This is a genomic window from Parabacteroides goldsteinii DSM 19448 = WAL 12034, from assembly GCF_000969835.1.
In the GTDB taxonomy this organism is placed as follows: Bacteria; Bacteroidota; Bacteroidia; order Bacteroidales; family Tannerellaceae; genus Parabacteroides; species Parabacteroides goldsteinii.
The window spans coordinates 86,250-111,610 of sequence record NZ_KQ033914.1 but is presented as its reverse complement, the minus strand read 5'-3'; the positions used below and the strand labels follow the sequence as shown (position 1 = coordinate 111,610).

At 44.0% G+C, this 25,361-nt stretch carries 24 protein-coding genes; 16 read left to right on the top strand and 8 right to left on the bottom strand.

Translation table 11 applies throughout. The features are described from left to right. The first annotated feature begins 133 nt into the window (after nucleotides 1-133). Nucleotides 134-2,209, top strand: coding sequence for a HelD family protein (locus HMPREF1535_RS23030; protein WP_046147745.1), 2,076 nt, complete (start codon nucleotides 134-136; stop codon nucleotides 2,207-2,209). Here the strand turns inward: HMPREF1535_RS23030 and HMPREF1535_RS23025 are convergent. The 5 genes from HMPREF1535_RS23025 to HMPREF1535_RS23005 form a co-directional block, all read right to left on the bottom strand. After that, nucleotides 2,196-2,615: a pyridoxamine 5'-phosphate oxidase family protein gene (locus tag HMPREF1535_RS23025; RefSeq protein ID WP_007653865.1), complete on the bottom strand. Its 420-nt coding sequence runs from the start codon at nucleotides 2,613-2,615 to the stop codon at nucleotides 2,196-2,198. The two genes, HMPREF1535_RS23030 and HMPREF1535_RS23025, sit on opposite strands and share 14 nt — an antisense overlap. A gap of 90 nt (nucleotides 2,616-2,705) precedes the next feature. After that, the gene (locus tag HMPREF1535_RS23020) at nucleotides 2,706-3,578 is read right to left on the bottom strand and encodes an AraC family transcriptional regulator (RefSeq protein WP_173012334.1); all 873 of its coding nucleotides are present in this window, start codon (nucleotides 3,576-3,578) and stop codon (nucleotides 2,706-2,708) included. Nucleotides 3,579-3,588: 10 nt separating this feature from the next. Next, nucleotides 3,589-4,110: a GNAT family N-acetyltransferase gene (locus HMPREF1535_RS23015; protein ID WP_007653870.1), complete on the bottom strand. Its 522-nt coding sequence runs from the start codon at nucleotides 4,108-4,110 to the stop codon at nucleotides 3,589-3,591. A gap of 30 nt (nucleotides 4,111-4,140) precedes the next feature. Then, on the bottom strand, nucleotides 4,141-4,767 hold the full coding sequence (locus HMPREF1535_RS23010) for a glycine zipper family protein (protein WP_010800380.1): 627 nt from the start codon (nucleotides 4,765-4,767) through the stop codon (nucleotides 4,141-4,143). 116 nt (nucleotides 4,768-4,883) lie between these two features. After that, nucleotides 4,884-6,713 carry a DNA polymerase III subunit gamma/tau gene (locus tag HMPREF1535_RS23005; RefSeq protein ID WP_046147744.1) on the bottom strand — a complete coding sequence of 610 codons (1,830 nt, stop codon included), beginning with the start codon at nucleotides 6,711-6,713 and terminating at the stop codon, nucleotides 4,884-4,886. A 70-nt stretch (nucleotides 6,714-6,783) separates the two neighbouring features. On the opposite strand from HMPREF1535_RS23005, the gene HMPREF1535_RS23000 reads away from it, so the two are divergent. Together HMPREF1535_RS23000 and HMPREF1535_RS22995 are read left to right on the top strand one after the other, a co-directional pair. After that, on the top strand, nucleotides 6,784-7,089 hold the full coding sequence (locus tag HMPREF1535_RS23000; RefSeq protein WP_007653878.1) for an FtsB family cell division protein: 306 nt from the start codon (nucleotides 6,784-6,786) through the stop codon (nucleotides 7,087-7,089). Further along, a complete protein-coding gene (locus tag HMPREF1535_RS22995; RefSeq protein WP_046147743.1) occupies nucleotides 7,089-7,418 on the top strand; it encodes a hypothetical protein in 330 nt (109 codons plus the stop codon). The genes HMPREF1535_RS23000 and HMPREF1535_RS22995 overlap by 1 nt, the downstream gene beginning before the upstream one ends. Nucleotides 7,419-7,595: 177 nt before the next feature. Here HMPREF1535_RS22995 and HMPREF1535_RS22990 read toward each other — a convergent pair whose 3' ends face one another. Together HMPREF1535_RS22990 and HMPREF1535_RS22985 are read right to left on the bottom strand one after the other, a co-directional pair. Beyond that, entirely contained in the window at nucleotides 7,596-8,201 is a 606-nt protein-coding gene (locus HMPREF1535_RS22990) for an OmpH/Skp family outer membrane protein (protein ID WP_010800382.1), read from the bottom strand. Between the two features lie 23 nt (nucleotides 8,202-8,224). Next, complete coding sequence (locus tag HMPREF1535_RS22985; RefSeq protein WP_010800383.1) at nucleotides 8,225-8,443, bottom strand: hypothetical protein; 219 nt, start codon at nucleotides 8,441-8,443, stop codon at nucleotides 8,225-8,227. A 147-nt stretch (nucleotides 8,444-8,590) separates the two neighbouring features. Here HMPREF1535_RS22985 and HMPREF1535_RS22980 point away from each other — a divergent pair, with 147 nt between their 5' ends. The 5 genes from HMPREF1535_RS22980 (at nucleotide 8,591) to HMPREF1535_RS22960 (ending at nucleotide 16,351) form a co-directional block, all read left to right on the top strand. Next, nucleotides 8,591-10,063: an aminoacyl-histidine dipeptidase gene (locus tag HMPREF1535_RS22980; protein ID WP_007653881.1), complete on the top strand. Its 1,473-nt coding sequence runs from the start codon at nucleotides 8,591-8,593 to the stop codon at nucleotides 10,061-10,063. Between the two features lie 150 nt (nucleotides 10,064-10,213). Next, nucleotides 10,214-11,728, top strand: a complete 1,515-nt coding sequence (locus HMPREF1535_RS22975; RefSeq protein WP_010800385.1) for a hypothetical protein — start codon at nucleotides 10,214-10,216, stop codon at nucleotides 11,726-11,728. Nucleotides 11,729-11,740: 12 nt separating this feature from the next. Continuing rightward, nucleotides 11,741-12,781: an endonuclease/exonuclease/phosphatase family protein gene (locus HMPREF1535_RS22970; protein ID WP_046147742.1), complete on the top strand. Its 1,041-nt coding sequence runs from the start codon at nucleotides 11,741-11,743 to the stop codon at nucleotides 12,779-12,781. A 12-nt stretch (nucleotides 12,782-12,793) separates the two neighbouring features. Beyond that, entirely contained in the window at nucleotides 12,794-14,479 is a 1,686-nt protein-coding gene (locus HMPREF1535_RS22965; RefSeq protein WP_046147741.1) for a M23 family metallopeptidase, read from the top strand. Nucleotides 14,480-14,602: 123 nt separating this feature from the next. Continuing rightward, nucleotides 14,603-16,351, top strand: a complete 1,749-nt coding sequence (locus HMPREF1535_RS22960) for a phospho-sugar mutase (RefSeq protein WP_046147740.1) — start codon at nucleotides 14,603-14,605, stop codon at nucleotides 16,349-16,351. 83 nt (nucleotides 16,352-16,434) lie between these two features. Here HMPREF1535_RS22960 and HMPREF1535_RS22955 read toward each other — a convergent pair whose 3' ends face one another. After that, entirely contained in the window at nucleotides 16,435-16,917 is a 483-nt protein-coding gene (locus HMPREF1535_RS22955; protein ID WP_046147739.1) for a cytidine deaminase, read from the bottom strand. Between the two features lie 78 nt (nucleotides 16,918-16,995). Here HMPREF1535_RS22955 and HMPREF1535_RS22950 point away from each other — a divergent pair, with 78 nt between their 5' ends. From HMPREF1535_RS22950 to lpxA, 8 genes are all read left to right on the top strand, one after another. Then, on the top strand, nucleotides 16,996-17,727 hold the full coding sequence (locus HMPREF1535_RS22950) for a class I SAM-dependent methyltransferase (RefSeq protein WP_046147738.1): 732 nt from the start codon (nucleotides 16,996-16,998) through the stop codon (nucleotides 17,725-17,727). Nucleotides 17,728-17,811: 84 nt separating this feature from the next. Beyond that, nucleotides 17,812-18,717, top strand: coding sequence for a glucosaminidase domain-containing protein (locus tag HMPREF1535_RS22945; protein ID WP_046147737.1), 906 nt, complete (start codon nucleotides 17,812-17,814; stop codon nucleotides 18,715-18,717). Between the two features lie 45 nt (nucleotides 18,718-18,762). Beyond that, nucleotides 18,763-19,929: an AIR synthase related protein gene (locus HMPREF1535_RS22940; RefSeq protein ID WP_046147736.1), complete on the top strand. Its 1,167-nt coding sequence runs from the start codon at nucleotides 18,763-18,765 to the stop codon at nucleotides 19,927-19,929. An 8-nt stretch (nucleotides 19,930-19,937) separates the two neighbouring features. Then, entirely contained in the window at nucleotides 19,938-21,047 is a 1,110-nt protein-coding gene (gene prfA, locus HMPREF1535_RS22935) for a peptide chain release factor 1 (RefSeq protein WP_007653895.1), read from the top strand. A gap of 27 nt (nucleotides 21,048-21,074) precedes the next feature. After that, entirely contained in the window at nucleotides 21,075-21,917 is an 843-nt protein-coding gene (gene pyrF / locus HMPREF1535_RS22930; RefSeq protein WP_046147735.1) for an orotidine-5'-phosphate decarboxylase, read from the top strand. Nucleotides 21,918-22,006: 89 nt separating this feature from the next. Next, nucleotides 22,007-23,047, top strand: a complete 1,041-nt coding sequence (gene lpxD / locus HMPREF1535_RS22925; protein WP_007653898.1) for a UDP-3-O-(3-hydroxymyristoyl)glucosamine N-acyltransferase — start codon at nucleotides 22,007-22,009, stop codon at nucleotides 23,045-23,047. Nucleotides 23,048-23,058: 11 nt separating this feature from the next. Next, complete coding sequence (locus HMPREF1535_RS22920) at nucleotides 23,059-24,444, top strand: bifunctional UDP-3-O-[3-hydroxymyristoyl] N-acetylglucosamine deacetylase/3-hydroxyacyl-ACP dehydratase (RefSeq protein WP_046147734.1); 1,386 nt, start codon at nucleotides 23,059-23,061, stop codon at nucleotides 24,442-24,444. An 18-nt stretch (nucleotides 24,445-24,462) separates the two neighbouring features. Beyond that, on the top strand, nucleotides 24,463-25,248 hold the full coding sequence (gene lpxA / locus HMPREF1535_RS22915) for an acyl-ACP--UDP-N-acetylglucosamine O-acyltransferase (RefSeq protein ID WP_007653902.1): 786 nt from the start codon (nucleotides 24,463-24,465) through the stop codon (nucleotides 25,246-25,248). The last annotated feature ends 113 nt before the right edge of the window (nucleotides 25,249-25,361 follow it).

Here is a 25,361-nt window from a genome sequence, read left to right as displayed (position 1 = left end):
TGTATTTTTAATGTGCACGCAAAAGTATGAAAAAGGCCGGAAATATAGCTATAAATCACTATTTAATAGACAGGTCGGTTCATGTAACTTTGTCCGTCCTTTCCAATCATTTTAATATAACAACAAGACAGCTATGGTATTCAACGAAACAGAAAAACAGGAAAAAGAATATTTACAAAAGATACTCAGTATCATACACGCTACGATTAACAATACCGACAAATCAGTTAAAGACCATGTAGACACCCTGCAAGAATACAAGGATTATTTATGGTCTAACAAAGACATAGACCCACACGAGATTCGTTCCATGCGTGAAAGTATCCTGAACCATTTCGCATTGGGAGAAAACGTCATCGATAAACGCAAACGGTTAGGCCGGATTCTCGATATTCCCTATTTCGGACGGATAGATTTCAAAGAAGAGAAAGATGGCAGCCAAACCATACCTGTTTATATTGGAATACACACATTCTACGACTCCATAAGCAGGACCAATCTGATATACGACTGGAGAGCCCCGGTCTCAAGCATGTTTTACGACCATGAACTGGGCAAAGCCTCCTACACCTCCCCGAACGGCGAAGTCAACGGCAAAATATCGCTCAAACGCCAGTACCGCATCCGTAAAGGCCAGATGGAATATATGATTGAAAGTTCCCTCACCGTCCATGACGACATTCTACAGAAAGAACTCAGTGCCAATGCCGACGACAAAATGAAGAATATCGTAACGACTATCCAGCGTGAGCAGAATCAAATTATCCGTAACGAAGAAGCTCCCGTACTTATCATACAGGGAGTAGCCGGTTCCGGTAAAACCTCCATTGCCTTGCATCGTATCGCTTATCTGCTTTACACCCTGAAAGGAAATATTTCTTCCAGGGATATTCTGATTATATCCCCCAATAAAGTCTTTGCCGATTACATATCCAACGTACTACCCGAACTCGGAGAAGAGACAGTTCCTGAAACCAGTATGGAACAAATCCTTTCGGAATTACTCGAAAATAAATATAAATACCGGAATTTCTTCGACCAGGTAACCGAATTGCTGGAAAAACCATCCCGGGATTTTATCGAACGAATACAATACAAGGCATCGTTCGATTTCATTTCCCTGTTGGACAAATTCATCCTCCACATGGAAAACAATTATTTCAAGGCTACAGATGTCCGGCTCACCAGACATATCACCATTCCCGCCGGCTTCATCGAGGAACAGTTCAAACGATTCAACCGTTATCCGATGCGACAACGGTTTGAGACAATGACCGATTACATACTGGATATGATGAAAATCCAATACAACATATCCGTAACCACGTCAGAAAAGAACCTGCTGAAAAAAGAGATAAAAAAGATGTTCGGCGGAAACAATGATCTCCAGGTATATAAAGACTTTTTCAAATGGACCGGGAAACCCGAAATGTTTAAACTGCGTAAAGGCCATATCCTTGAATATGCAGACCTTGCCCCGTTAGCCTACCTGCACATGTCGTTGGACGGAAACACGACATATTCCCATATCAAACATCTCCTGATAGACGAAATGCAGGACTATTCGCCCATCCAATTTAAGGTAATTCAAAAACTTTATCCCTGCCGGAAAACTATTCTCGGCGATGCATGCCAATCGGTAAATCCCTATGGTTCATCAACAGCCGAAATGATTCGCAAAGCATTTGCTGCAGGAGAGGTCATGAAATTATGCAAAAGTTATCGTTCGACCGTCGAAATAACCGGCTTTGCCCAAAAGATACGTTCTAATGACGAACTGATACCGGTTGTACGTCATGGCAAAAAGCCGGAAATTCTCCGGTTCGGAAATGCTGAAGAAGAAATATCCGCCATCGCTCATTTGGTCTCTGTATTCAGAGAATCAGATTACAAATCATTGGGAATCGTATGCAAAACTGAATTACAGGCAAAAGATATGGCAGAAAAACTTCAAAAACAAATCGAAAACATATATTTCCTGTCCAGTCAAAGTTCCGCTTTCATAAATGGCACCATCGTCACTTCTTCCCATATGGCAAAAGGGTTGGAGTTCGATGAAGTAATCATCCCCCAAACCAATAAGACAAATTACTGTTCGGAAATCGATAAAAGCATGCTTTATGTGGCAGTAACCAGAGCAATGCATCAATTGACAGTGACATATTCAGGGGAACAAAGTGAATTTATCCGTACGGCTACTCAACACTAAAATCCTCGGATTTGAACCCACTATAATATCTTCCCGAAAAAGCGGTGAATTTCAACACACAATAATCCGGATCGGTAACACCTTCTTTATAATACATTGTATCTCCCGGCAACCAGATTAATTCTTTGCTTGCCGGGTCGGTCAGGACTTCGATTGTTCCTTTCAGCATCACGCCTTTGAAAAAGCGCCGGTCACAAAAGTAAATACAGGAACGGTCATTCTCCCTGAACTGAGCCACACGCCTGGAAGATGTATTGGTAGTAAAATAAAATGTACGGATTCCTTCCCGCTTACGAGGTTGAAGCATTGCTTTGATATTAGGGAAACCTTCCTCATCAACCGAACCGAGGAATGAAACTGTCTGTTTGTCAACGATATTACCTATCGTCTTTTCCGGATCTCTCATAATTAAACTGTTATTCGTTTATAATAAGGGCAAAAATAGAGTATGAAGCTATCCCGGATGCAACAGTAAACAGGGAGAAAATGTCACTTTTTACGGTTTGTGCATTTTTCTGTATGCCAATGGAGTTTGTCCGGCATGTTGACGAAATGAACGGATAAAATAAGATACAGTATCATAGTTCAGCCGGGCGGCTATTTCCGAGACGGGTAAATCAGTATAGGTCAGCATCCTTTTGGCCTCTCCCATCACTTTGTTATGAATATATTGTTTGGCACTGACCTGCATGGAGGCCGTAATCATTTCATTCAGGTAATTCGGCGTAATACATAATTTATCAGCATAATAGCTGACTGCACGATGTTCTTTAAAAGACTTGTCGACCCAACGGATAAAGTTAGTAAGATGAAGGTTACGCCCCTTCACTATATCCGTTTTCCCTTCTTCCTCCTTGTATCCCCTGTCAAGGAGCATAAGAACCTCATAAAGCAGTGCCCTCAACACATGGTCACCATTTCGGGAGGACAGACCGATCTCATCCCTAATATTACATATCTGTTGGAAGATACGATCGGAAACTGATTCCGAAAGATGTATTTTTGCCGCAGTTTTGTCTGGATCAAAATAACTGAGATGCTGAACGAACTGGTCGTCTTTGAAAAAAGAGGAAAGAAACTCTTCCTCGAAAATAAGTGCATACCCATTTATAATATGATCTTTATCCCAATGACGTATCTCCCCCGGCTTTGAAAAAATCACATCACCGGGACAGACGTCATACTGTTGGTTATCAATTGAAAAAGAGCCAGAACCTTCGGTGACAAAAGTAATGTCATAGTAAGTCAGCGTATGCACCGGATTGATATCCAGAAACTTCTTGATGTTTTTCAGTTCAACAACATCCACCAGTAACTCACTACCATACTTGTGCTTATAAAATGTATAGCGGGGTATTGACTTTTTCATCGGACAAGCGTCATAAAACCAATTCATAAAGTTGGAACCATTTCAAATGCTCATAAGGCAGTCCCAGATCAACAGTCCCAATATATTGATAACCGAGTTTTTTATAAAGGCTAATAGCTGGTGTATTATCGACTGACACGTCCAACCGGATCGATTTCATCCGGTGACTAACCGCATATTGTTTAGCAAACTCCATCAATCGGGTCGCCACCTCCTGTTTCAAAAATGAAGGATGTACAACCAACGTCCGGATCACCAGAATATCAGCATATTCCGCCTCAACCAGCCAGCGAACCTGACTGTAAGCCTTTTCCGGCTCATGATTCAATATAATACTTCCGGCAACAGTTCCATTTTCAATGGCAACAAACAAGCATTTCTCATCAATCCCCTGCATGGCCGTCTCCCTGACAGGATATATATGTTTTATCCATCCCGGATAGTTTACCGTGGAAGACAAATAGTCATTCAACCCGTCATAAAGAACCTCCAGTTCGTCAAGATGATGCGTTGTGCCTTGTTCTATAATCATTGCCTGATGTTTTCTTATAAAAATAAATGCCTAATATCTTCCAGCAGGCAATGTAAAAGTCTCCTTATCCGTCAGATAACCGTCTGAAGACTTCAAACGGACAGACAGCACTATTTCTCCGGCTTTCAATTTAGGAGAAGCATGCAAGGTGACAGTATAACTGACTCTTTTATGCGGCGGTAACTGACGGATAACAAGAGGTTTTGAAAGTTTCACATATTTGCCCCCCTGTTCGACCTTGATAACAGGCTCAATATTGTAAGCCGTTTGTCTCCCTTCATTCGATAAGATAAACGAGATGCGGCAACTTTCTCCTGCATCTACGATCTGGTTGTTATTCCGGTCTTCCAGATAAATATCCTCAATAACCAGATAGGGGACCTGATACTCTCTGGCACTCGCTGTATTCCTGTCACGTTGATTTTGAGAGGAAGCGGCGGCAGCACCCAGAACTGTCCCTCCGACCGATCCCACAAACGAACCGATCGCCTCTCCGCGATATCCTCCGGCCGCATGCCCGATCACTGCACCGGTAACCGTACCCGCCAACATGCCGACCTGCGAACCCACTATCGTACGCGATGTCGGATCCATTGTCGCACAACCCGTGCCAATCACAGGTATCATCAGAAACAGGAGCCAATTCTTCATTCTCATATCAACATTTTTTATTTATCCGCTAAAATACAAATATTTAGCGGATAAAGGCTGATCAAAAACGTTATAATATTTGTCTAAACAGAAAACCGCCCTTGTTTCATCCGTTGAAAGAATTAATCCAGTGTCAGATTGAACTCGTCTTTCAGTTTTCCCAGGACGGGATTTACGGTCAATAAATGTTCGAACTTCTCGGTTGCCGTATAGGCTAAATGCTTTTCGTTCGTTTCGATAATCCGGACACGCATCTGGATACGCGTATTTCTGAGTTGTGCACGCAAATAATTCAATAAATCCACACAACCATTACTCAGTTCATCCTGCTGACCGGGATTATGTACACCTACTTCAAAGAAATAGTTTTCCTGCAAAACAGGCTTGCAGTTGATCATCGTATTCTTCAGATAAACTTTCTTATCGATAATTCCGCTTGCCGCATAAGCATCCCAACAACGTACCAGGTCTTCTTCCGTGAACTGGTTGACCATCTCCTGAACTGTCCGGTTTTCCTGTTGCCCCATCTGGTTCTTCGGTTTTTCCACACCGATTTCTTTCAGCGACGTACCCAAATGTTGCGGACGGGAAGGACGTTTAGGAGGAGTTGCAGCAGGAGGCTGCGGAATAACTGTTGCCGAAGAAGGCATATTCGAAGTTACTACACGACCATTGTTATTACCCATATCAGCCGGTTGCTGTGAAGCCGGTGAACCGGGATAACCGGATGATTGAACAGGCTGACGGACAGGTTGCCCCTGTGGTGAAGCCTGTGTACCCTGAGAAACAGGCTGTCCAGGAGCACCGGATGCGATAGGTTCAATTACTCCTTTTTTTTTATCGTCGGCTGCCTGCCCTGCATTACTCAACTGGCAAAGCTGGATAAGCGTCAGTTCCAACAGCAGGCGCTTGTTACGGCTGGCACGATAATTCAGATCACAGGTATTGGCCAGTTCGATCGCCTTAAAAAGCAACTGATCCGGACAGCGTTTTGCCATCTCTTTATATCTTTCGCGGATCGAGGCTCCGACTTCAAACAAGATCAGAGTTGCCTCATCCTTACAAACCAGCAAATCACGGAAATGGGCGGCCAACCCGGTAATGATATTCTGCCCGTCAAATCCTTTGCTCAATATTTCATTCAGGATCAGGATAGACGAACGTACATTTCCTGCCAGGATTGCATCCGTAAGACGGAAATAATATTCGTAATCGAGTACATTCAGATTGTCGATGACAGCCTGATAAGTAATATTGCCATTGGTAAAACTAACTACCTGGTCGAAAATAGACAGGGCATCACGCATACCGCCATCAGCTTTCTGGGCAATTACGTTCAAAGCTTCCGGCTCAGCAGTCACATTTTCTTGAGAGGCAACATATTCCAGATGTTCCACCATATCGGCAATCGAGATGCGGGAGAAATCATATATCTGACAACGCGACAGAATAGTCGGAAGTACTTTATGCTTCTCGGTTGTCGCTAAAATAAACAGAGCATGATGCGGTGGCTCCTCCAACGTTTTTAGGAAAGCGTTGAATGCAGCCGAACTCAGCATATGAACCTCATCGATGATGAAGACCTTATATTTTCCGATTGCAGGCGGGATACGCACCTGGTCGATCAACGAACGGATATCGTCGACCGAGTTGTTGGAGGCAGCATCCAGTTCATGAATATTATAGGAACGCTGTTCATTGAAAGCCTGGCATGATTCACATTCGTTGCAAGCCTCGCCGTCTGCTGCCGGGTTCAGGCAGTTTATTGTCTTCGCAAAGATTCGTGCACACGAAGTCTTCCCGACACCACGCGGTCCGCAGAAAAGGTAGGCATGTGCAAGTTTGTTACTTTGTATTGCATTTTTTAGTGTAGTGGTAAGAGACTTCTGCCCTACAACACTACGGAAGGTAGACGGGCGATATTTTCTTGCCGATACAATATAATTGTCCATTCTTTGCTTTTTTATTAACAACACAAAGATATACAAAATAATTCATTTACCTTTGCAAAAACGAAGTTCCATGTCACGCATAAAAGACTTTTACAACAAGTATCTATCCAGGATAAATGCCTACTGGTTGGTTATCATTGGATTTTTGATCCTCACTTTTACAGTGGGCGACAGCAATTTGTATAAGCGGTATACATACGACGAAAAGATCCGCAGCCTGGAAAGAGAGATCAAACATTATCAGAAAGAGATCGAGATAAACAGTAAGAAACTGAACGATCTTCGTACCGACAAAGAAGGTCTGGAACGCTTCGCCCGTGAAGAATATTTCATGAAGAAGCCGAACGAAGACGTCTATATCATCAAAAAGAAATAATGAATCAAAAAGCAAGAACAATCATTTTCAATATGGCCGGTTTACTGATACTGGCCGGGGCAGTCCTTTTCCTTACCAAATGGTTCCTGGCACCTTACCTGTTTGCCGTCGGAGCCGCCGGTATGGCTGTATGCTTCCTGACGCTCCCTACTAAAGATATGGAGTTTCGCGAACGCAGGTTGCACCGTTTTAACATAATAGCCTCTGTCCTGATGATCTGTGCCTCCGGATTGATGTTCAAAGATATGAAAGAGTGGATTATCTGCCTGACAATTGCAGCCGTACTATTGCTCTACTCATCATTCGTTTCCGGAAAGCAACAAAAATAATCCTATCAAATTTCCCCACCCTATTTTATTATGTGGGGAATTTTCCCCTTCTATATGGGGAAATACTCCCATTGTAATGGGGTTTACTCTCTGCATAACAATAAATAAAACGGTATGATACAAAAAAAGCTGTTACATTTAATGCAACAGCTTTTTGTATATCGTTTTTGATACTACTTATTTTCCGCTGGAATAACTCTTATTCAACAAGTCGATCAATTCGTTTGTGATATCGTAAGCATCGCCGGCTAACAAAATATTATCTTCTGCGGTGTTACTGAAAATTACCTGATATCCTTTTTCCTTATTATATACTTTCAATTTTGAAACTACTGTATCACGAAGCTGTTCGTTCAGCTTCTGGCGTTCCATTAACAAATCCTGTGACAATTTAGCATCCAAGTCTTTCAGTTCTTGTTCTTTCTTCATCAGACGTTCCTGCTCTTGTTGAGCTCTTTCACGAGTTAGGAATGCATTATTTTCTGCTTTACGATAGAATTCCTGAACTTCATTCTGCAAATTACGTGCCTGCTGTGTTACATTAGCACGCGAATTTTCTTCTTTTTTCAGGAGCTGTTCATTCAGATCCTTGAAATAATTATAATTAAGCAAAAGCGAATCTACATTGACATAGGCTATAGGAAGCAGGTTTGTTGTATCACCTTCTCCGGATGCAAATGTTTTTGTTACTGTTGATTCTTTCTTGTCGGAAAATTGCATTATGAACAATATCACGACAGCCACCGCGAGCACACCATTAATTACGTAGTTAATGTTCTTCATAAAGTGTAAATTAAATCCTTATTTTATTCTTCTATTTCTTTTACTCTATCATATAGATTCTTTTGCTTCTTCTGTTCGCGGTCTTGCGTCTTGGCACAATGGATACCTTTTTTACTCAGTGCTCTGTTACCTCCGACATGCGTATTCGGGAACCTTCCCCCCTTCTTGAATATCACTTTTACAGCAAGTAACACAACACAAATAACAAGAATTATGACCGTTAATAATATCGTTGTAAGCATTTTCTCTATATTTGTGGACGCAAATATAAGAGTTTAAGTGATTATAAAGTATCTTTTTGGTATTTAATTCTACTTTTTTTCATACATAACTCCTGAAATGATTGCATTATTAACTATATAGTAACAACTATAATATATTGTAACATTATGAAGATTACTGACTTAAAGCCTGAAATCGTCTGGAAGTTTTTCCACCAGGTAACACAAGTGCCCCGTCCTTCAAAGAAGGAAGGCAAAATGATCCAGTATCTGGAATCGTTCGCAAAAGAGTATAAAATCGCCATAAAGAAAGATGCAGCCGGAAACATCCTGATGTCGAAGCCTGCAACACCCGGATATGAAAAGCTGCCGGTTGTTATCCTTCAGTCGCACATGGATATGGTTTGCGAGAAAAACAACGGAACCGTTCATGATTTCGACAACGACCCGATCGAAACAATTGTAGACGGAGACTGGCTGCGTGCCAACGGAACAACGCTGGGAGCCGACAATGGTATCGGTGTTGCCGCCGAACTGGCTATCCTGGCTTCCGACGATATCGAACACGGACCGATCGAATGTCTGTTCACTGTTGACGAAGAAACTGGCCTGACCGGAGCTAAAGCTCTTGAAAAAGGTTTCATGACCGGAGATATCCTGTTGAACCTCGACAGCGAAGACGAAGGCGAAATCTTTATGGGCTGCGCCGGAGGAAAAGATACACAGGCCGTGTTCCATTGCGAACAACGCCCGACCAACCCCAATATGTTATATTTCAAAATTGATGTAAAAGGATTGAACGGCGGACATTCCGGTGGTGAAATACACAAGGGACTGGGTAATGCCAATAAAATCCTGGTTCGTTTCCTGTATTTATTGAACAATGAAGCAGACTTCACTTTGTGTTCGATTGAAGGGGGTAATCTGCGCAATGCGATAGCCCGTGAAGCGCATGCAGTCATCGGACTTTATTCGGAAGATAAAGAACAGGTTCGTGTACTGCTCAATAACTATACGGCGGATATCGAAAACGAACTGAAACATATCGATCCTAACGTACAGATCACCATGGAATCGACCGACCGTCCGGAATTATGCCTGTCTAATTTCGATATGGAAAAGGTTATCTGGGCTTTGCATGCTTGTCCTCATGGCGTTATCGGTATGAGCCATGACATCGAGGGATTGGTTGAAACTTCTACCAACCTGGCTTCCGTAAAAATGAGACATGAAGCCGAAACAGAACAATTGATAATCACTGTCGGAACCAGCCAGCGTAGCTCCATCGAATCATGCAAAAACATGATTGCCAACCAGGTAGCCTCCGTATTTAAACTGGCCGGAGCGATTGTTACCCACGGTGACGGTTATCCGGGATGGGCTCCTAATCCGGATTCCAAAATCTTGAAAGTCGCACAGGATACATATAAACGTTTATTCAATAAGGACGCCAAGATCATGGCTATCCATGCCGGACTGGAATGCGGACTGTTCCTCGAAAAATATCCTAATCTGGATATGATTTCTTTCGGACCGACTTTAAGAGATGTTCACTCTCCGAACGAACGGATCGAAATTAAGACCGTCGGTTTGTGGTGGGCTCATCTTTTAGAATTATTAAAAAGCGTACCGGCAAAATAAAATTAAATATTCTGCGTTATAAGAAGAGGATTAACACTTTAATCGTGTTTTTCCTCTTTTTTTATGTTAATGCCTGAAAACATTCTTTATAAATCGTTTGTTTATAAAGAAACAAGAACACAAAGGCATACATTTTAACATTTAGAGAAAATGAAAAGAATTACAGCGCCGTTGCTTATAATATGTACACTTTTACTCAACCTGTTGGCTGGATGCGACGGGCTGGACGAAAATTATTCGACCAATCCGAATCACCGGTTGAGTTTCTCGACAGATACCTTATCATTCGATACCGTCTTTACCACGATAGGTTCAGCCACAAAGCAATTCATGGTTTACAACAAAAACAGTGAGCCGCTGAATATAGAGAGAATCATACAAGCCTCGCCTGCTACCAGCGGATTCCGTATCAACGTGGACGGACGAAAAGGTGACAACTTCGACAATGTCAGAATTGCAGCCAAAGACAGCATGTATATATTTGTGGAAGTCACTGTCAATCCGAATGGAAAAGACCAACCGTTATTAATCCAGGATTCAATAGTGTTCACCTACAACAGCGTGAAACAAACAGTTTTACTGGAGGCATGCGGACAGGATGTCAAGCTGATAAAAGGCGGACAGACATTGAGTGAAGACACCAAGCTGACAGCCGAACGTCCTTATCTGATATATGACAGCCTGATGATAGACAAAGGTGTAACAGTTAATATCGAAGAAGGCACCACTTTCTATATGCACGACAAAGCAAAGATCATCGTTGACGGAACGATCATTGCGAACGGAACCATGGATAAACCGATAGTCTTCCGCGGTGACCGTCTCGATTTCATACTCGACATACTACCCTACGACCGCACACCGGGACAATGGGAAGGAATTGTATTCAACAATGAAAGTTTTGACAACATATTTAATAATGTAATAGTAAGAAACGGAAACAACGGCATAACCTGCAAGGCTTCTGATCCGGAAAAATCCAAATTGAAGATTAACAATTCGCAGATCACCAATATGGATGGGAATGTATTGACTGCAACCAACTGCAATCTGGAAGCCGCTAACAGCGAGTTCACAAATGCTACGGTAGACGTTGTTGTATTAAATGGAGGCAAATATAGCTTTACACATTGTACACTTGCAAACTACATCTCTGCCAAAAGCCGGCATTCGGAATCTAAAGAAGGTGAAGCCAGTCATACCTTACAACTATTTGACAATTATTCAAATTCAAATAAAGCGATCATGCCATATGATTTATTACAAGCCAATTTCGACAATTGTATAATCGATGGTAGTCTAGGTGCCGGTAAAGAAATAAAAATCGATATTGGGACCAAGTCCATGCTCCTAAGAAACAACGATTTAAAATATCATTTCGATCACTGCGTCGTAATGATGGATCAAACCAGTAGTGAAAACTTTACCGATGTCATTTTTATTAAAGGAAAAGACGAGAGTAAAATGGAGTACCGGATGACCGGCGGAGAAAAGAATAAATATATGTATGATTTCCGTCCGGATAAAGAAACAACTCCCGGCGTAGGCAAAGCCGATTTGTTTGTTTCCCAGAAATATCCGGTCGATCGTAACGGCGTAAACCGACTGACAAACAACGGGCCGGATATAGGCGCTTATGAATTTGTTCCTAAAGAAGAAGAATAAAAACAATTAAATATGACCAGGACCTTAACTATATTAATTTGCGTTCTCGCCTTTCTCTCCCATCCGGTAAACGCCCAGCCCGGATTCAGGGTTATGAGTTACAATGTAGAGAACCTGTTCGACACCGAAGACAATCCGGACAAGAACGATAATGACTTCCTCCCATCGGGTAATCATCACTGGACACGCGGACGATATTACCATAAACTTCAGCAAATAGCCAAAGTAATCAGCGCCGCAGGTGAATGGGATACTCCCGCCCTAATCGGCCTCTGTGAAGTGGAAAACGATTCCGTCCTGATCCATTTGCTGAACCGGACACCTTTGAAACAACAACAATACCGGTACTGCATGACACACGGTTCAGATACAAGGGGAATAAATTCCGCCCTTCTTTATCAACGAACTCAATTCGGATACATCGGCCATAAAGAACACCCGGTACTCTTCACCCATAAAACACATAAACAGACACGTAACATTCTCCATGTATGGGGAAAAGTAATAACCTCCGATACATTAGATGTATTCGTCTGTCATCTTCCTTCGCGCTACGGAGGTGAAAAGGAAAGCGAAGCCGACCGCTTCGATGCTGCCCGTACATTAAGGCATCTGTGTGATTCCTTGCTGCAAATCCGGAAAACGCCTCAGCTGCTGATCATGGGAGATTTTAACGACACACCGGAAAACGCCAGTATCACACAAATACTGTCTGCCGGAAAAACCTCCGGAAATCCGGTATCCGGCAAGCTCTACAACCTTTTTGCCGATCCCCATGTCCTGAACAACCCCGGAACCCACAAGTATCAGGGAGAATGGAATCAGCTGGATCATATCATCGTATCCGGCAATCTGATCGATAAAAACTCTCCCATGCATGTTGTTCCCGGAAGCAATCGAATATTCATGCCCCCCTTCCTGCTCACTAATGATAAGACCTGGCACGGCAAACGACCTTTCCGCACCTATTATGGTTTTAAATATGAGGGTGGTTACAGCGATCATCTACCTCTCATTACCGACTTTTTACTATCTTTGCCTAACAAAGATTGAATTAAAACAGACATGCAGATACATCATATACTGGCAGGGATTTTCCTCTTTGCCGGAATTACAAACAACACAGCCGAAGCCCAGCAACTTCGCAAACCGATGGATATTCCGGTCTTGCTAAGCGGGAATTTCGGAGAACTGAGAAGCAATCATTTCCATTCGGGAATAGATTTCAAAACACAAGGTGTCGAAGGAAAACCGATCCACTCCGTGCAGGACGGCTATGTCTCACGCATTTCGGTAAGTCCCTGGGGATATGGCAACGGCCTGTATATCACACATCCGGATGGTACGACTACTGTTTACGGCCATCTTCAGAAATTCTCCCAAAAGATCACCGCTTATCTCAAAGAAAAACAATACGAACAGGAAAGCTTCAATGTAAACCTGAGCCTCACTCCGGATGAACTACCTGTTAAAGAAGGCGAACTCGTCGCGCTGAGCGGAAACACGGGAAGCTCCGGCGGTCCGCACCTCCATTTCGAAGTGCGCGACACAGAGACGGAAGAACCGATGGACCCGATCGAATACTACAAAGATTTAATAAAAGATACGCAGGCTCCCAAGATACAGGGAATCATGGTCTATTCAATGCCAGGAAAGGGCGTTGTGAACGGAAGCCGCCGAAAACTGGAACTAAAACCTGTCACTGCCAAGAACGGAAAACAAACGCTGAACGGAAAGATTGAAGCCTGGGGAGAAATCGGACTGGCTGTAAAAGGATACGATTACATGGATAATACCTCCAATATTTATGGTATCAAAGACATCACACTGACGGCAGACAGCCAGGTTATTTTTCATAGTAACCTGGATCGTTTCGCCTTCGATGAGAGCCGTTACCTGAACAGTTTCACAGATTTTGAAGAATGGAAAGAACACCGTTCGTTCTATATCAAAAGTTTTGTCGACCCGGGAAACCGGCTTCGTTTCATCGAAAGCCTTAACCGCGGAATCCTGACTATCGACGAACCTCGCACCTATCACCTGACTTACCAGTTGGCAGACGCTTTCGGCAACACGACCCAGCTTTCTATCCAAATCGAAGGCAAAGAACAACCGATCCCGGAAGTCGACACGGAAAACACCGAATTGTTCCATTGGTGGAGCGACAACCGTTTCGGAGCCAAAGGAATCCGCCTGACAATCCCGAAAGGAAATCTTTACGACGACTTATATTTCCGCTATTCCGTCAAAGAAGACAGTACTGCGCTGGGTGCCACACATATATTACACAACAAACCGGTCGCTTTCCACAAATCAGCCAAATTATCCCTCCGGTTGCAAACAGACACACTGGATAACAAACTGCAATACGGTATTGTCCGACTGCAAAACGGACGCCGGTCATGGACCGGAGGTGTCTACCGCAACGGCTGGGTCGATGCCGATATAAAAGAAACGGGAAGCTACACGCTCGGTCAGGACCTTGTCCCGCCGACCATTACACCTCTCAATCCGGCAACATGGGTCAGTAAACAAGCCATCGCACTCAGGCTGTCGGACAACCTGAGCGGTGTACAAACATACCGGGGTGAAATTGACGGTCAATATGTTTTATTCGAAATGAATAGTAAGTCCGTCATTACCTATCACTTCGATAAAGAGCGGCTGGCAAGAGGGAAACACACGCTGAAACTGGTTGTAACAGATGCCTGTGGAAATCAATCCACTTATACTTATCCGTTTACGTGGTAAAAAATAACTTTTTCTTTTTTCTTGAAAATAAAGCTGCAAGCCATTGTTTACAACAATTAATTTGTATCTTTGTTTTCTCCTAAATAAGGAAATAACACATATATAAATGCAAGATATTTGGGTATGGAAAACAACGAACTGCTAGAAATGGTAAGAAGTAAAGCGCAAAGCTGGCTTACCAAAAGTTATGATGCCGAAACAAAAGCAAAAGTTCAGGAATTATTAGACAGCGAAGATCCGACCGAACTGATCGAATCTTTCTACAAAGACCTTGAATTTGGTACAGGAGGTTTAAGAGGTATCATGGGTGTAGGAACCAACCGTATGAATATTTATACTGTCGGTGCTGCTACACAAGGTTTGTCAAATTATCTGAAAAAGGAATTTGCCAATCTGGATCAGATCAAAGTTGTTATCGGCCATGATTGCCGTAACAATAGCCGTAAATTTGCCGAAATCTCGGCAGATATCTTCTCTGCTAACGGTATAAAAGTGTACCTGTTCGAAGACCTTCGCCCGACACCGGAAATGTCTTTTGCTATCCGTAAACTGGGATGCCAGAGCGGTATCATCCTGACAGCTTCGCATAACCCGAAAGAATACAATGGTTACAAGGCTTACTGGGACGACGGCGCACAGATGATCGCTCCGCACGACCGTAACACGATCGCCGAAGTAAACAAGATCCGCAATGCCAGCGACATCAAGTTCAAAGGCAATAAAGACCTGATTGAAATCATCGGTTCTGAAATCGACAATTTGTATATCGACGCTTTGACGACTATTTCCCTTTCTCCGGAAGCGATCAAACGTCACCACGACATGAAAATCGTTTACACTCCGATCCATGGAACCGGTGTAAAGATCGTTCCGGCTACATTGAAAGCATTCGGATTCACTAATATCATTCATGTCCCGGAACAGGATGTTGTAAGCGGCGACTTCCCGACAGTTGTTTCGCCGAATCCGGAAGAACCGGCAGCACTGGCTATGGCTGTTGAGAAAGCGAAAGAAACAGATGCCGAACTGGTTATGGCTTCCGACCCGGATGCTGACCGCGTTGGTGCAGCAGTTAAGAACAACGAAGGCGAATGGGTATTGCTGAACGGTAACCAGACTGCTTTGATGTTCGTTTATTACCTGATTACCCGCTGGAAAGAATTAGGCAAGGTAAACGGTAAAGAATATATCGTAAAAACAATCGTTACAACCGAACTGATCCGTACGATCGCTGAGCGCAACGGTGTTGAAATATACGACGTTTACACCGGTTTCAAATGGATCGCCGATGTAATGAAGAAAAACGAAGGAAAGAAAAACTACATCGGTGGCGGTGAAGAAAGCTACGGATTCCTTTGCGAAGACTTCGTTCGCGATAAAGATGCAGTTTCTGCATGTGCTATCCTGGCAGAAATCGCAGCATGGGCAAAAGATCAGGGTATCACCATGTACCAGTTGTTGCAGAACATCTATGTACAATATGGCTTCTCTAAAGAAAAAGGTATTTCTGTTGTGAAAAAAGGCAAGAGCGGTGCAGAAGAAATCGAAGCGATGATGAAGAACTTCCGCGAAAACCCGTTACAGGAAATCGCTGGTTCTAAAGTTTCATTATTCTATGATTATGCATCACTGAAAGGTTACAGCTACATCGATAACGAAACGATCACGCTGGATATGCCGACAACTTCCAACGTACTTCAATACTTCACTGAAGACAATACGAAAATATCTATCCGTCCTTCAGGAACAGAGCCGAAGATTAAATTCTACTGCGAAGTTCATTCAAAAGTAAAAAGCCTGGAAGATTTACCGGAAGCAAACAAAGCAGCCGAAGAAAAGATCAACCAGATCAAAGCATCTTTGGGTATCTGACCAGATAGTTAAATAAAAAAGCGGGACAAGAGGTTCAACTTCTTGTTCCGCTTTTTTACTACGTACATTCAGTACTTATCATATTATTCCGATTTCAAATCTTCTTTCCCAAAACAAAGAGGTAAAAGCGATGCCGCACTCGGAGCAACCATCACATCCTTTATTCCGCAAAGTAACACTTTCACAGGCTTACCATATCGCTGTTCTGTCTCCAACAACACCTGCCGGCAAGCACCGCAAGGCGAAATACTTTCCACCTGCTTCCCTCCTGTTACCGCCGCAATTGCCAGAGCAACTACCGGAATATCGGGATACTGATGTCCGGTATGGAACAAAGTAACCCGCTCCGCACATAAACCGGATGGGTAAGCCGCATTCTCCTGATTACTTCCCGTCACAATTGTCCCGTCAGCCAGTAACGCTGCCGCCCCGACATGAAATTTTGAATAAGGAGCATATGATTGTTCCGTTGCCTTCAAAGCCGCATGAACCAAAGGCAGTTCCTCATCCGGAACTTCGTTCAGCGAATAAACCGTTATTTTTGTTTCCAGTTTGATTTCTTTCATAAGACTGATGATTAGATAAACAAAGATAGTAAATTTGTATCTTTGTCCGATAAAATACGAATAATTCCAAATCAGGATATGCAAATACCCCTACTTACCCCCCAAAAAGACCCGATGGGCGCCGCTATCGCAGACTATTTCGCGAACGGTAAAGCTAGTAAACTCCGCGTTTTTTCTTCCATGTTCGATGAAGATGAAATCCCGGTGAAACAGTTATTCCGCAATTTTACGGAAATGCCGGCACTGGAACAAGAGGCACTCCGCATGAGTGAAGGCAGAATACTCGATGTCGGTGCCGGAAGCGGCTGCCATTCGCTGGCATTACAGGAAATGGGAAAGACGGTAAAAGCCATCGACATCTCACCTTTGTCTGTAGAGGTCATGCTGAAAAGAGGCGTAAAGGATGCCTGCCTGGAAAATTTCTTCAACGAACAGTTCAGCGGCAGCTTCGATACGATCCTGATGCTGATGAACGGTTCGGGGATTGTCGGAAAGATAGCCAATCTCCCGATTTTCTTCCATACTTTAAAACGCCTGCTTGCCCCGGGAGGTTGTGTATGGATGGACTCTTCCGACCTCCGTTACCTGTTTGAAGATGAAGATGGCAATCTCGATATAGATATTGATGATGACTATTACGGAGAAGTGGATTTTCGCATGCAATATAAAAATATCAGGGGCGACCGGTTCGACTGGTTATACCTCGATTTTCAAACGCTCAGCCTGCATGCGGCAAACAATGGGTTCAAAGCGGAGAAGATACGGGAAGGAGAACATTTTGATTATCTGGCTAAAATTAGCAGGATATAAACCAGTATTTTATAGATTATTTAGAAGAATAATATATCCAGCTTCATTATCTTTGCGAAAATAAATACTTTAGGAACTCGTTTTATGAAACTGACAATACGGATTTTTTGCCTCTTATTTTTTATAGCGACATTAGCGGAGGCAGCAACCCAGCGCAAAATACCTTCATACGAAAAGTATATAAAAACATACAGCGCTCTGGCTATAGAACAACAAAAGAAGTACAAAATTCCCGCCAGTATCACTCTGGCACAGGGATTACTGGAGTCGGGAGCCGGACAAAGCGACCTGGCACGCCGCTCAAACAACCACTTCGGCATCAAATGTCATTCCGACTGGCGCGGCGGACGTGTTTATCATGACGACGACCTGCGTGGAGAATGTTTCCGTAAATACAAACGGGTGGAAGATTCATATGAAGATCACTCCAAATTTTTGAAACGCTCGCGTTACGACCGGCTTTTCCAATTAAAAATAACTGATTACAAAGGTTGGGCCAGAGGTCTGCAAAAATGCGGTTACGCAACCGACCGCGCATATGCCAACAAACTGATTAAAGTAATTGAAGATTATAAACTTTACCGTTATGATACCGGGAAAGTACACAAATTGACACGCCAGGAAAAGAAAAAACTTAGATACCCGACCGTCAAATATACGATATACAGAACTTACGGTCTACTGTATGTTTATGCCAAAGAGAACGACAGCTTCGACCAAATCGCACAGAATCTGGACTTTCCTGTAAAAGATCTGAAAAAGTTCAACGAAGTACCGGAAGACTTCCCGTTGCAAAAAGGCGATATCGTCTATATTGAAAAGAAGAAGAAGAAAGCCGATAAGCCTAATTACGACCATGTTGTACAAGTCGGAGAATCCATGCACAGCATCGCACAGAAATACGGAATACAGATCAAGAGCCTGTATAAGATGAATAAAAAAGACAAAGATTACGTTCCTGAAGAAGGAGATGTGCTTAAACTTAGATAAGTAACATAAAAAAATAGTATCTTTGCAGCCAAATATGTAAAAACAATGAGTGACCAACGTTACAACCTGCGCGGTGTATCCGCTTCAAAAGAAGATGTTCACAATGCAATAAAGAACATCGACAAGGGAATATTCCCTAAAGCATTTTGTAAGATCATCCCTGATATATTAGGCGGTGATCCTGAATACTGTAACATTATGCACGCTGACGGAGCCGGAACAAAATCATCTCTGGCTTACATGTACTGGAAAGAAACCGGTGACTTGTCAGTGTGGAAAGGTATTGCCCAGGATGCACTGATCATGAACATCGACGACCTGCTGTGTGTAGGTGCGGTCGACAATATACTTGTTTCTTCCACTATCGGACGTAACAAACTGCTTATCCCCGGCGAAGTAATCTCCGCCATTATTAACGGAACGGACGAACTGCTGGCAGAACTGCGCGAAATGGGTGTAGGCTGCTATGCCACCGGAGGCGAAACGGCCGATGTGGGCGACCTGGTTCGCACGATCATCGTCGACAGCACCGTGACTTGCCGCATGAAACGTGCAGACGTGGTTGATAACAGTCATATACAAGGAGGCGACGTAATTGTCGGAATGGCATCTTACGGACAGGCAACCTACGAAAAAGAATATAACGGCGGAACAGGCAGCAACGGTCTGACCTCTGCCCGTCACGACGTATTTGCCAAATATCTGGCAACCCAATATCCCGAAAGCTACGATGCAGCTGTTCCCGATGAACTGGTTTATTCAGGCGGACTGAAACTGACCGACAAAATCGAAGAACTGGGTATCGACGCCGGTAAACTGGTGCTTTCCCCTACCCGTACCTATGCTCCGGTAATCAAAGTATTGTTGGATAAACTACGTTCGCAGATACACGGTATGGTACACTGTTCAGGCGGAGCACAAACAAAAGTAATGCACTTCGTCGAAAACAAGCGTGTGACAAAGAACAACCTGTTCCCTATCCCTCCTCTTTTCCGTATTATTCAGGAACAGAGCGGAACCGACTGGAGCGAAATGTACAAAGTGTTCAACATGGGTCACCGCATGGAGATCTATCTGTCGCCCGAACATGCTGAAGAAGTGATCAGCATTGCCAAGAGCTTCAACATTGATGCACAAATCGTAGGCTTCGTGGAAGAGGCGGATAAGAATGAATTGATTATTGAAAGCGAAAAAGGTCGCTTCGTATATTAATCTGATAAATGGCTGATAATAATTTATTAGGAAGACTGGACGGATTAGTAAGCCGTTTTGAAGAAGTCGGAACACTGATTACCGACCCGGCAGTGATAGCCGATATGAAACGGTTTGTAAAACTCAATAAAGAGTATCGCGATCTGGAGAAGATCGTGACTACCCGAAACGAATATGTCAATACATTAAATGGTATAAATGAAGCACGGCAGATGCTCGATACCGAGCAGGATCCTGAAATGAGGGAGATTGCCCGCGAAGAGCTGGATGCCTGCAATGCCCGCATTCCGGAACTGGAAGAAGAGATCAAGCTGTTGCTTGTTCCAAGCGATCCGGAAGACGATAAGAATGCTATCGTTGAAATTCGTGGCGGAACGGGAGGCGACGAGGCCGCCCTTTTTGCCGGCGACCTCTATCGCATGTATATCAAATACTGCGAAGCCAAAGGCTGGAAAGTCGCCCTGTCAAGTTGCAGCGAAGGTTCGTCGGGCGGATATAAAGAAATTATTTTCACCGTTAGCGGTGAGAAAGCATATGGTACGCTCAAATATGAATCGGGCGTACATCGTGTTCAGCGTGTACCCAGTACTGAAACTCAGGGACGTGTACACACCTCAGCAGCTACCGTGGCTGTGCTCCCCGAAGCAGACGAGTTTGATGTTGAAATTAATGAAGGTGAAATTAAGTGGGATACTTTCCGTTCGGGAGGTGCCGGCGGCCAGAATGTGAACAAGGTCGAATCGGGTGTACGTTTGAGATACGTCTGGAAGAACCCGAACACCGGTGTGAGCGAAGAGATCCTGATCGAATGTACGGAGACGCGCGACCAGCCGAAGAACAAGGAACGCGCACTTACCCGCCTGCGTTCTTTCATTTATGACAAAGAACATCAGAAATACCTGGACGACATTGCCAACAAACGCAAGACAATGGTATCGTCGGGCGACCGATCCGCGAAGATCCGGACATACAACTATCCGCAAGGACGTATCACCGATCATCGTATCAACTACACGATCTATAATTTATCTGCTTTCATGGACGGCGATATACAAGCCTGCATCGACCAACTGACCGTTGCCGAAAATGCAGAACGCCTGAAAGAAGCCGAACTATAACAATTTCACTATTTGACACAAGACAAGATGAACAAGCAACAATTATTCGAAAACATTAAAAAGAAACAATCTTTCCTTTGCGTAGGATTGGATACAGATATAAAAAAAATCCCGCAGCATTTACTCTCTGAAGAAGATCCTATCTTCGCTTTCAACAAGGCAATCATCGATGCTACAGCCGATTACTGTGTAGCTTACAAACCGAACCTGGCTTTCTACGAAAGTTTGGGTGTGAAAGGTATGCTTGCCTTTGAAAAGACTGTTACTTACCTGCGTGAAAACTATCCGGACCAGTTCATTATCGCCGATGCGAAACGTGGCGATATCGGCAACACCTCCGAAATGTATGCCCGCTCTTTCTTCGACCATATCAAGGTGGATGCCGTTACAGTGGCTCCTTACATGGGTGAAGACAGCGTAAAACCGTTCCTGATCTATCCCGAAGCATGGGTAATCCTGCTGGCATTGACTTCAAACAAAGGCTCACAGGATTTCCAGATGACAGAAGATGCCAACGGCGAACGTCTGTTTGAAAAAGTATTGAAGAAATCGCAGGACTGGGCTACCGACGAACAGATGATGTACGTTGTCGGTGCAACTCAGGGAAAAATGTTCCTGGACATCCGTAAACATGCCCCCAACCACTTCCTGTTGGTTCCGGGTGTCGGAGCACAGGGTGGCAGCTTGCAGGAAGTGGCTCAATACGGAATGAACGATCAGTGCGGTTTGCTTGTTAACTCTTCACGTGCGATCATTTACGTAGATAAATCTGAGAATTTTGCCTCATTTGCCCGCGAAGCAGCACAAGCTGTGCAACGTGAAATGGCAGGATATCTGCATGATAAGGGAATTATTCCCTGCAAAGCATAGGCTATCCCAATATTTTTCACCATTTTTGCAAACTGCTTTGTTCTTAGTGGAGCAGTCTCAATTCAAAATACAATATAACAAAATAAGTAATGGAGTTATCAGCCCAACAAATAGCGGACTTTCTTGGTGGAACCGTTGATGGCAACCCGGAAGTGAAAGTTAGCAACTTCTCAAAAATAGAGGAAGGACAACCCGGAACACTGACGTTTCTGGCTAATCCCAAGTACGAACATTATATCTATAATACAGAAGCAAGCATTGTTCTGGTGAATAACGACTTTTCTCCGGCTGAACAGATCACCGCTACTTTAGTGAAAGTTGAAAATGCATATTCTGCTCTTGCCATGTTACTCAACCTGGTAGAACAGTCAAAACCTAAAAAAGCCGGTATTTCTTCGGCAGCTTTCATTGCAGCCTCTGCGACAATGGGAGAAGATTGCTTTGTCGGCAACTTTGCCTATATCGGAGAACAGGTAAAGCTGGGTAAGAACTGCCAGATATATCCCAACGCATACATCGGTGATGGCGTGACTATCGGAGATAACTGCATTCTTTATCCGCATACAACCATCTATAACGGATGTAAAATCGGAAATAATTGTATCCTCCATGCCGGTTCAGTGATCGGTTCGGACGGTTTCGGTTTTGCTCCCGAAGGAGAGAATTATAAAAAGATCCCGCAACTGGGGAATGTTGTATTGGAAGACAATGTCGAGATCGGGGCCAATACCACGATCGACCGTGCCGTGATGGGTTCAACCATCATCCGCCGCGGTGTGAAACTGGATAACCTGGTGCAGATCGCCCATAACGTAGAAGTCGGAGAAAACACTGTAATGGCAGCCCAGGTAGGTATCGCCGGTTCAGTCAAGATCGGCAGCCATTGTATGTTTGGCGGACAGGTAGGACTGGCAGGACATATCCATATTGCCGACGGCGTCGTATTCGGTGCACAATCCGGTGTGATCAGCGACATTAAGGAAGCTAAGACTGTATTGGGTGCTCCGGCTATCGACGCGAAAAACTTCATGCGTTCAAGTGCCGTATTCAACCGCTTGCCCGATATGTACCGTACACTGGGACAGTTGCAACGCGAGATCGAACAATTAAAAAAGGAAATCAATAAATAATTAATATACGTATGCAGAAACAAAAGACGCTAGCCAAGAGTTTCTCGATGCAAGGTAAAGGCTTGCATACCGGACTGGACATACAGATCACGTTCAATCCGGCACCGGAAAACCACGGATACAAAATTAAACGTGTTGACCTGGAAGGACAACCTGTTATTGATGCGTTGGCAGAAAACGTAGCCAGTACACAAAGAGGTACCGTTTTATCAAAAAACGGCATCCAGATCAGCACAGTTGAACACGCAATGGCAGCATTATATGCCTACGAAATCGACAACTGCCTGATTGAAGTGAACGCTCCCGAGTTTCCGATTCTGGACGGTAGCTCACGTTTCTTCTCTGAAGAGATCCGGAAAGCAGGAATCGTTGAACAGAACGCTCCGAAAGATTTTTACATCGTAAAACATAAGATCGAAGTAAAAGACGAAGAAACAGGTTCTTCACTGATCATCCTCCCAGACGAGAAGTTCAGTGTGAATGTGCTGATCTCCTTCGATTCGCCCGTTTTATCCAATCAGTTCGCCACTATGAACGATCTGAGCGAGTTTCCCGAAGAAATTGCCGCTTCCCGTACATTTGTATTCGTTCGCGAAGTAGAAATGCTCCGCCAGAACAATCTGATCAAAGGCGGTGACCTTGACAATGCAATCGTTATCTACGACCAGAAAATGCCGCAGGAAACACTTGATAAACTGGCAGATGAAGTCGGCATACCCCACAAAGACGTATGCGACCTGGGTTACATCAACAACAAACCGCTGGTATTCGACAACGAACCGGCACGCCATAAACTGATTGACGTACTGGGCGACCTGGCACTGATCGGTAAGCCTATCCGCGGACGCATCATCGCAACCCGCCCCGGACATAAGATCAACAACCAGTTGGCCCGCATGATCCGCAAGGACATCAAATTAAACGAAGTACAAGCTCCGATTTACGATCCGAACGTAGCTCCGATCATGGACATCAACCGTATCCGCGAGTTGCTTCCCCACCGTTACCCCTTCCTGCTGGTCGACAAGATCATCGAAATAGGCGGTAACTATATCGTCGGAATAAAAAATATCACGACAAACGAACCGTTCTTTACCGGACACTTCCCGCAGGAACCTGTTACACCGGGTGTATTGCTGGTTGAAGCGATGGCACAGACCGGAGGTTTGCTCGTTCTGAATTCAGTAGACGAACCGGAACGCTATTCAACTTATTTCATGAAGATCGATGGCGTGAAATTCCGTCAGAAAGTAGTACCGGGAGATACACTGATCCTGCGTCTGGAGCTGCTGGCTCCTATCCGCCGCGGTATTTCTACGATGAAAGGTTATATCTTCGTTGGCGATAAGCTGGTTTGCGAAGCTGAATTTATGGCTCAGATCATTAAAAACAAATAATAATAACAGAAGAAGGCAATGAATCAATCCCCTTTAGCAGTCGTTCATCCCGAAGCAAAGATCGGCCAGAATGTAACGATAGATCCTTTTGCAGTGATTGAAAAGGATGTAGTAATAGGCGACAATTGTCATATTTATTCACATGCAGTCATTCTCGACGGGGCAAGGATCGGAGACAACTGTTCCATCTTCCCGGGAGCTGTAATTGCCGGTATTCCACAGGATCTCAAGTTCAAAGGAGAGCAGACCACCGCTGAAATCGGAAAAAATACGACAATCCGCGAGTGTGTCACGATCAACCGGGGAACAGCATCAAAGGGAAAGACCATAGTCGGAAGCGATTGCCTGATTATGGCATATTCCCATATCGCACACGATTGCGTGCTGAAAGATCATATTATCCTCGGGAACGCATCCCAGATAGCCGGAGAAGTGGAGATTGACGATTTTGCTATTGTCAGCGGCGGCAGCCTGGTTCACCAGTTTACCCGCATATCGAAACATGTGATGGTACAGGGCGGCTCCCGTATCGGTAAAGATATTCCGCCTTATACGTTGATCGGCCGCGACCCGATTGTTTACTGTGGCATCAATATCGTAGGATTGCGCCGCCGTGGGTTCACCAACCAGCAGGTATTCCTGATACAGGATATCTACCGTACGTTATATACCCGTGGCCTGAATAATACAGAAGCCATCAAGGCTATCGAGACCGAATACGAAGCCAGCGAAGAAAGAGACTTGATACTCAACTTTATCAAGACTTCCGAACGCGGTATCGTAAGAGGTTCGATCGACGAATAATAATGTGCTAATCAGGCAATATGCCAATACGCCAATGAAAATATCAACAGATAGTATTTTTATTGGCATATTGGCATATTGGCATATTATTTTATTGGCACATTATTTTTATT

Coding starts and splice junctions, on each gene's coding strand:
- HMPREF1535_RS23020 (WP_173012334.1), bottom strand. CDS start 3,578: ATGAAAAAGTCAATACCCCGCTATACATTTTATAAGCACAAGTATGGT.
- HMPREF1535_RS22980 (WP_007653881.1), top strand. CDS start 8,591: ATGAAGATTACTGACTTAAAGCCTGAAATCGTCTGGAAGTTTTTCCAC.
- HMPREF1535_RS23015 (WP_007653870.1), bottom strand. CDS start 4,110: ATGATTATAGAACAAGGCACAACGCATCATCTTGACGAACTGGAGGTT.
- HMPREF1535_RS23010 (WP_010800380.1), bottom strand. CDS start 4,767: ATGAGAATGAAGAATTGGCTCCTGTTTCTGATGATACCTGTGATTGGC.
- lpxA (WP_007653902.1), top strand. CDS start 24,463: ATGAATCAATCCCCTTTAGCAGTCGTTCATCCCGAAGCAAAGATCGGC.
- HMPREF1535_RS22965 (WP_046147741.1), top strand. CDS start 12,794: ATGCAGATACATCATATACTGGCAGGGATTTTCCTCTTTGCCGGAATT.
- HMPREF1535_RS22985 (WP_010800383.1), bottom strand. CDS start 8,443: ATGCTTACAACGATATTATTAACGGTCATAATTCTTGTTATTTGTGTT.
- HMPREF1535_RS22995 (WP_046147743.1), top strand. CDS start 7,089: ATGAATCAAAAAGCAAGAACAATCATTTTCAATATGGCCGGTTTACTG.
- pyrF (WP_046147735.1), top strand. CDS start 21,075: ATGAACAAGCAACAATTATTCGAAAACATTAAAAAGAAACAATCTTTC.
- HMPREF1535_RS23000 (WP_007653878.1), top strand. CDS start 6,784: ATGTCACGCATAAAAGACTTTTACAACAAGTATCTATCCAGGATAAAT.
- HMPREF1535_RS22990 (WP_010800382.1), bottom strand. CDS start 8,201: ATGAAGAACATTAACTACGTAATTAATGGTGTGCTCGCGGTGGCTGTC.
- HMPREF1535_RS22955 (WP_046147739.1), bottom strand. CDS start 16,917: ATGAAAGAAATCAAACTGGAAACAAAAATAACGGTTTATTCGCTGAAC.
- HMPREF1535_RS22960 (WP_046147740.1), top strand. CDS start 14,603: ATGGAAAACAACGAACTGCTAGAAATGGTAAGAAGTAAAGCGCAAAGC.
- HMPREF1535_RS23005 (WP_046147744.1), bottom strand. CDS start 6,713: ATGGACAATTATATTGTATCGGCAAGAAAATATCGCCCGTCTACCTTC.
- HMPREF1535_RS22950 (WP_046147738.1), top strand. CDS start 16,996: ATGCAAATACCCCTACTTACCCCCCAAAAAGACCCGATGGGCGCCGCT.
- HMPREF1535_RS22975 (WP_010800385.1), top strand. CDS start 10,214: ATGAAAAGAATTACAGCGCCGTTGCTTATAATATGTACACTTTTACTC.
- lpxD (WP_007653898.1), top strand. CDS start 22,007: ATGGAGTTATCAGCCCAACAAATAGCGGACTTTCTTGGTGGAACCGTT.
- HMPREF1535_RS23030 (WP_046147745.1), top strand. CDS start 134: ATGGTATTCAACGAAACAGAAAAACAGGAAAAAGAATATTTACAAAAG.
- prfA (WP_007653895.1), top strand. CDS start 19,938: ATGGCTGATAATAATTTATTAGGAAGACTGGACGGATTAGTAAGCCGT.
- HMPREF1535_RS22970 (WP_046147742.1), top strand. CDS start 11,741: ATGACCAGGACCTTAACTATATTAATTTGCGTTCTCGCCTTTCTCTCC.
- HMPREF1535_RS22940 (WP_046147736.1), top strand. CDS start 18,763: ATGAGTGACCAACGTTACAACCTGCGCGGTGTATCCGCTTCAAAAGAA.
- HMPREF1535_RS22945 (WP_046147737.1), top strand. CDS start 17,812: ATGAAACTGACAATACGGATTTTTTGCCTCTTATTTTTTATAGCGACA.
- HMPREF1535_RS22920 (WP_046147734.1), top strand. CDS start 23,059: ATGCAGAAACAAAAGACGCTAGCCAAGAGTTTCTCGATGCAAGGTAAA.
- HMPREF1535_RS23025 (WP_007653865.1), bottom strand. CDS start 2,615: ATGAGAGATCCGGAAAAGACGATAGGTAATATCGTTGACAAACAGACA.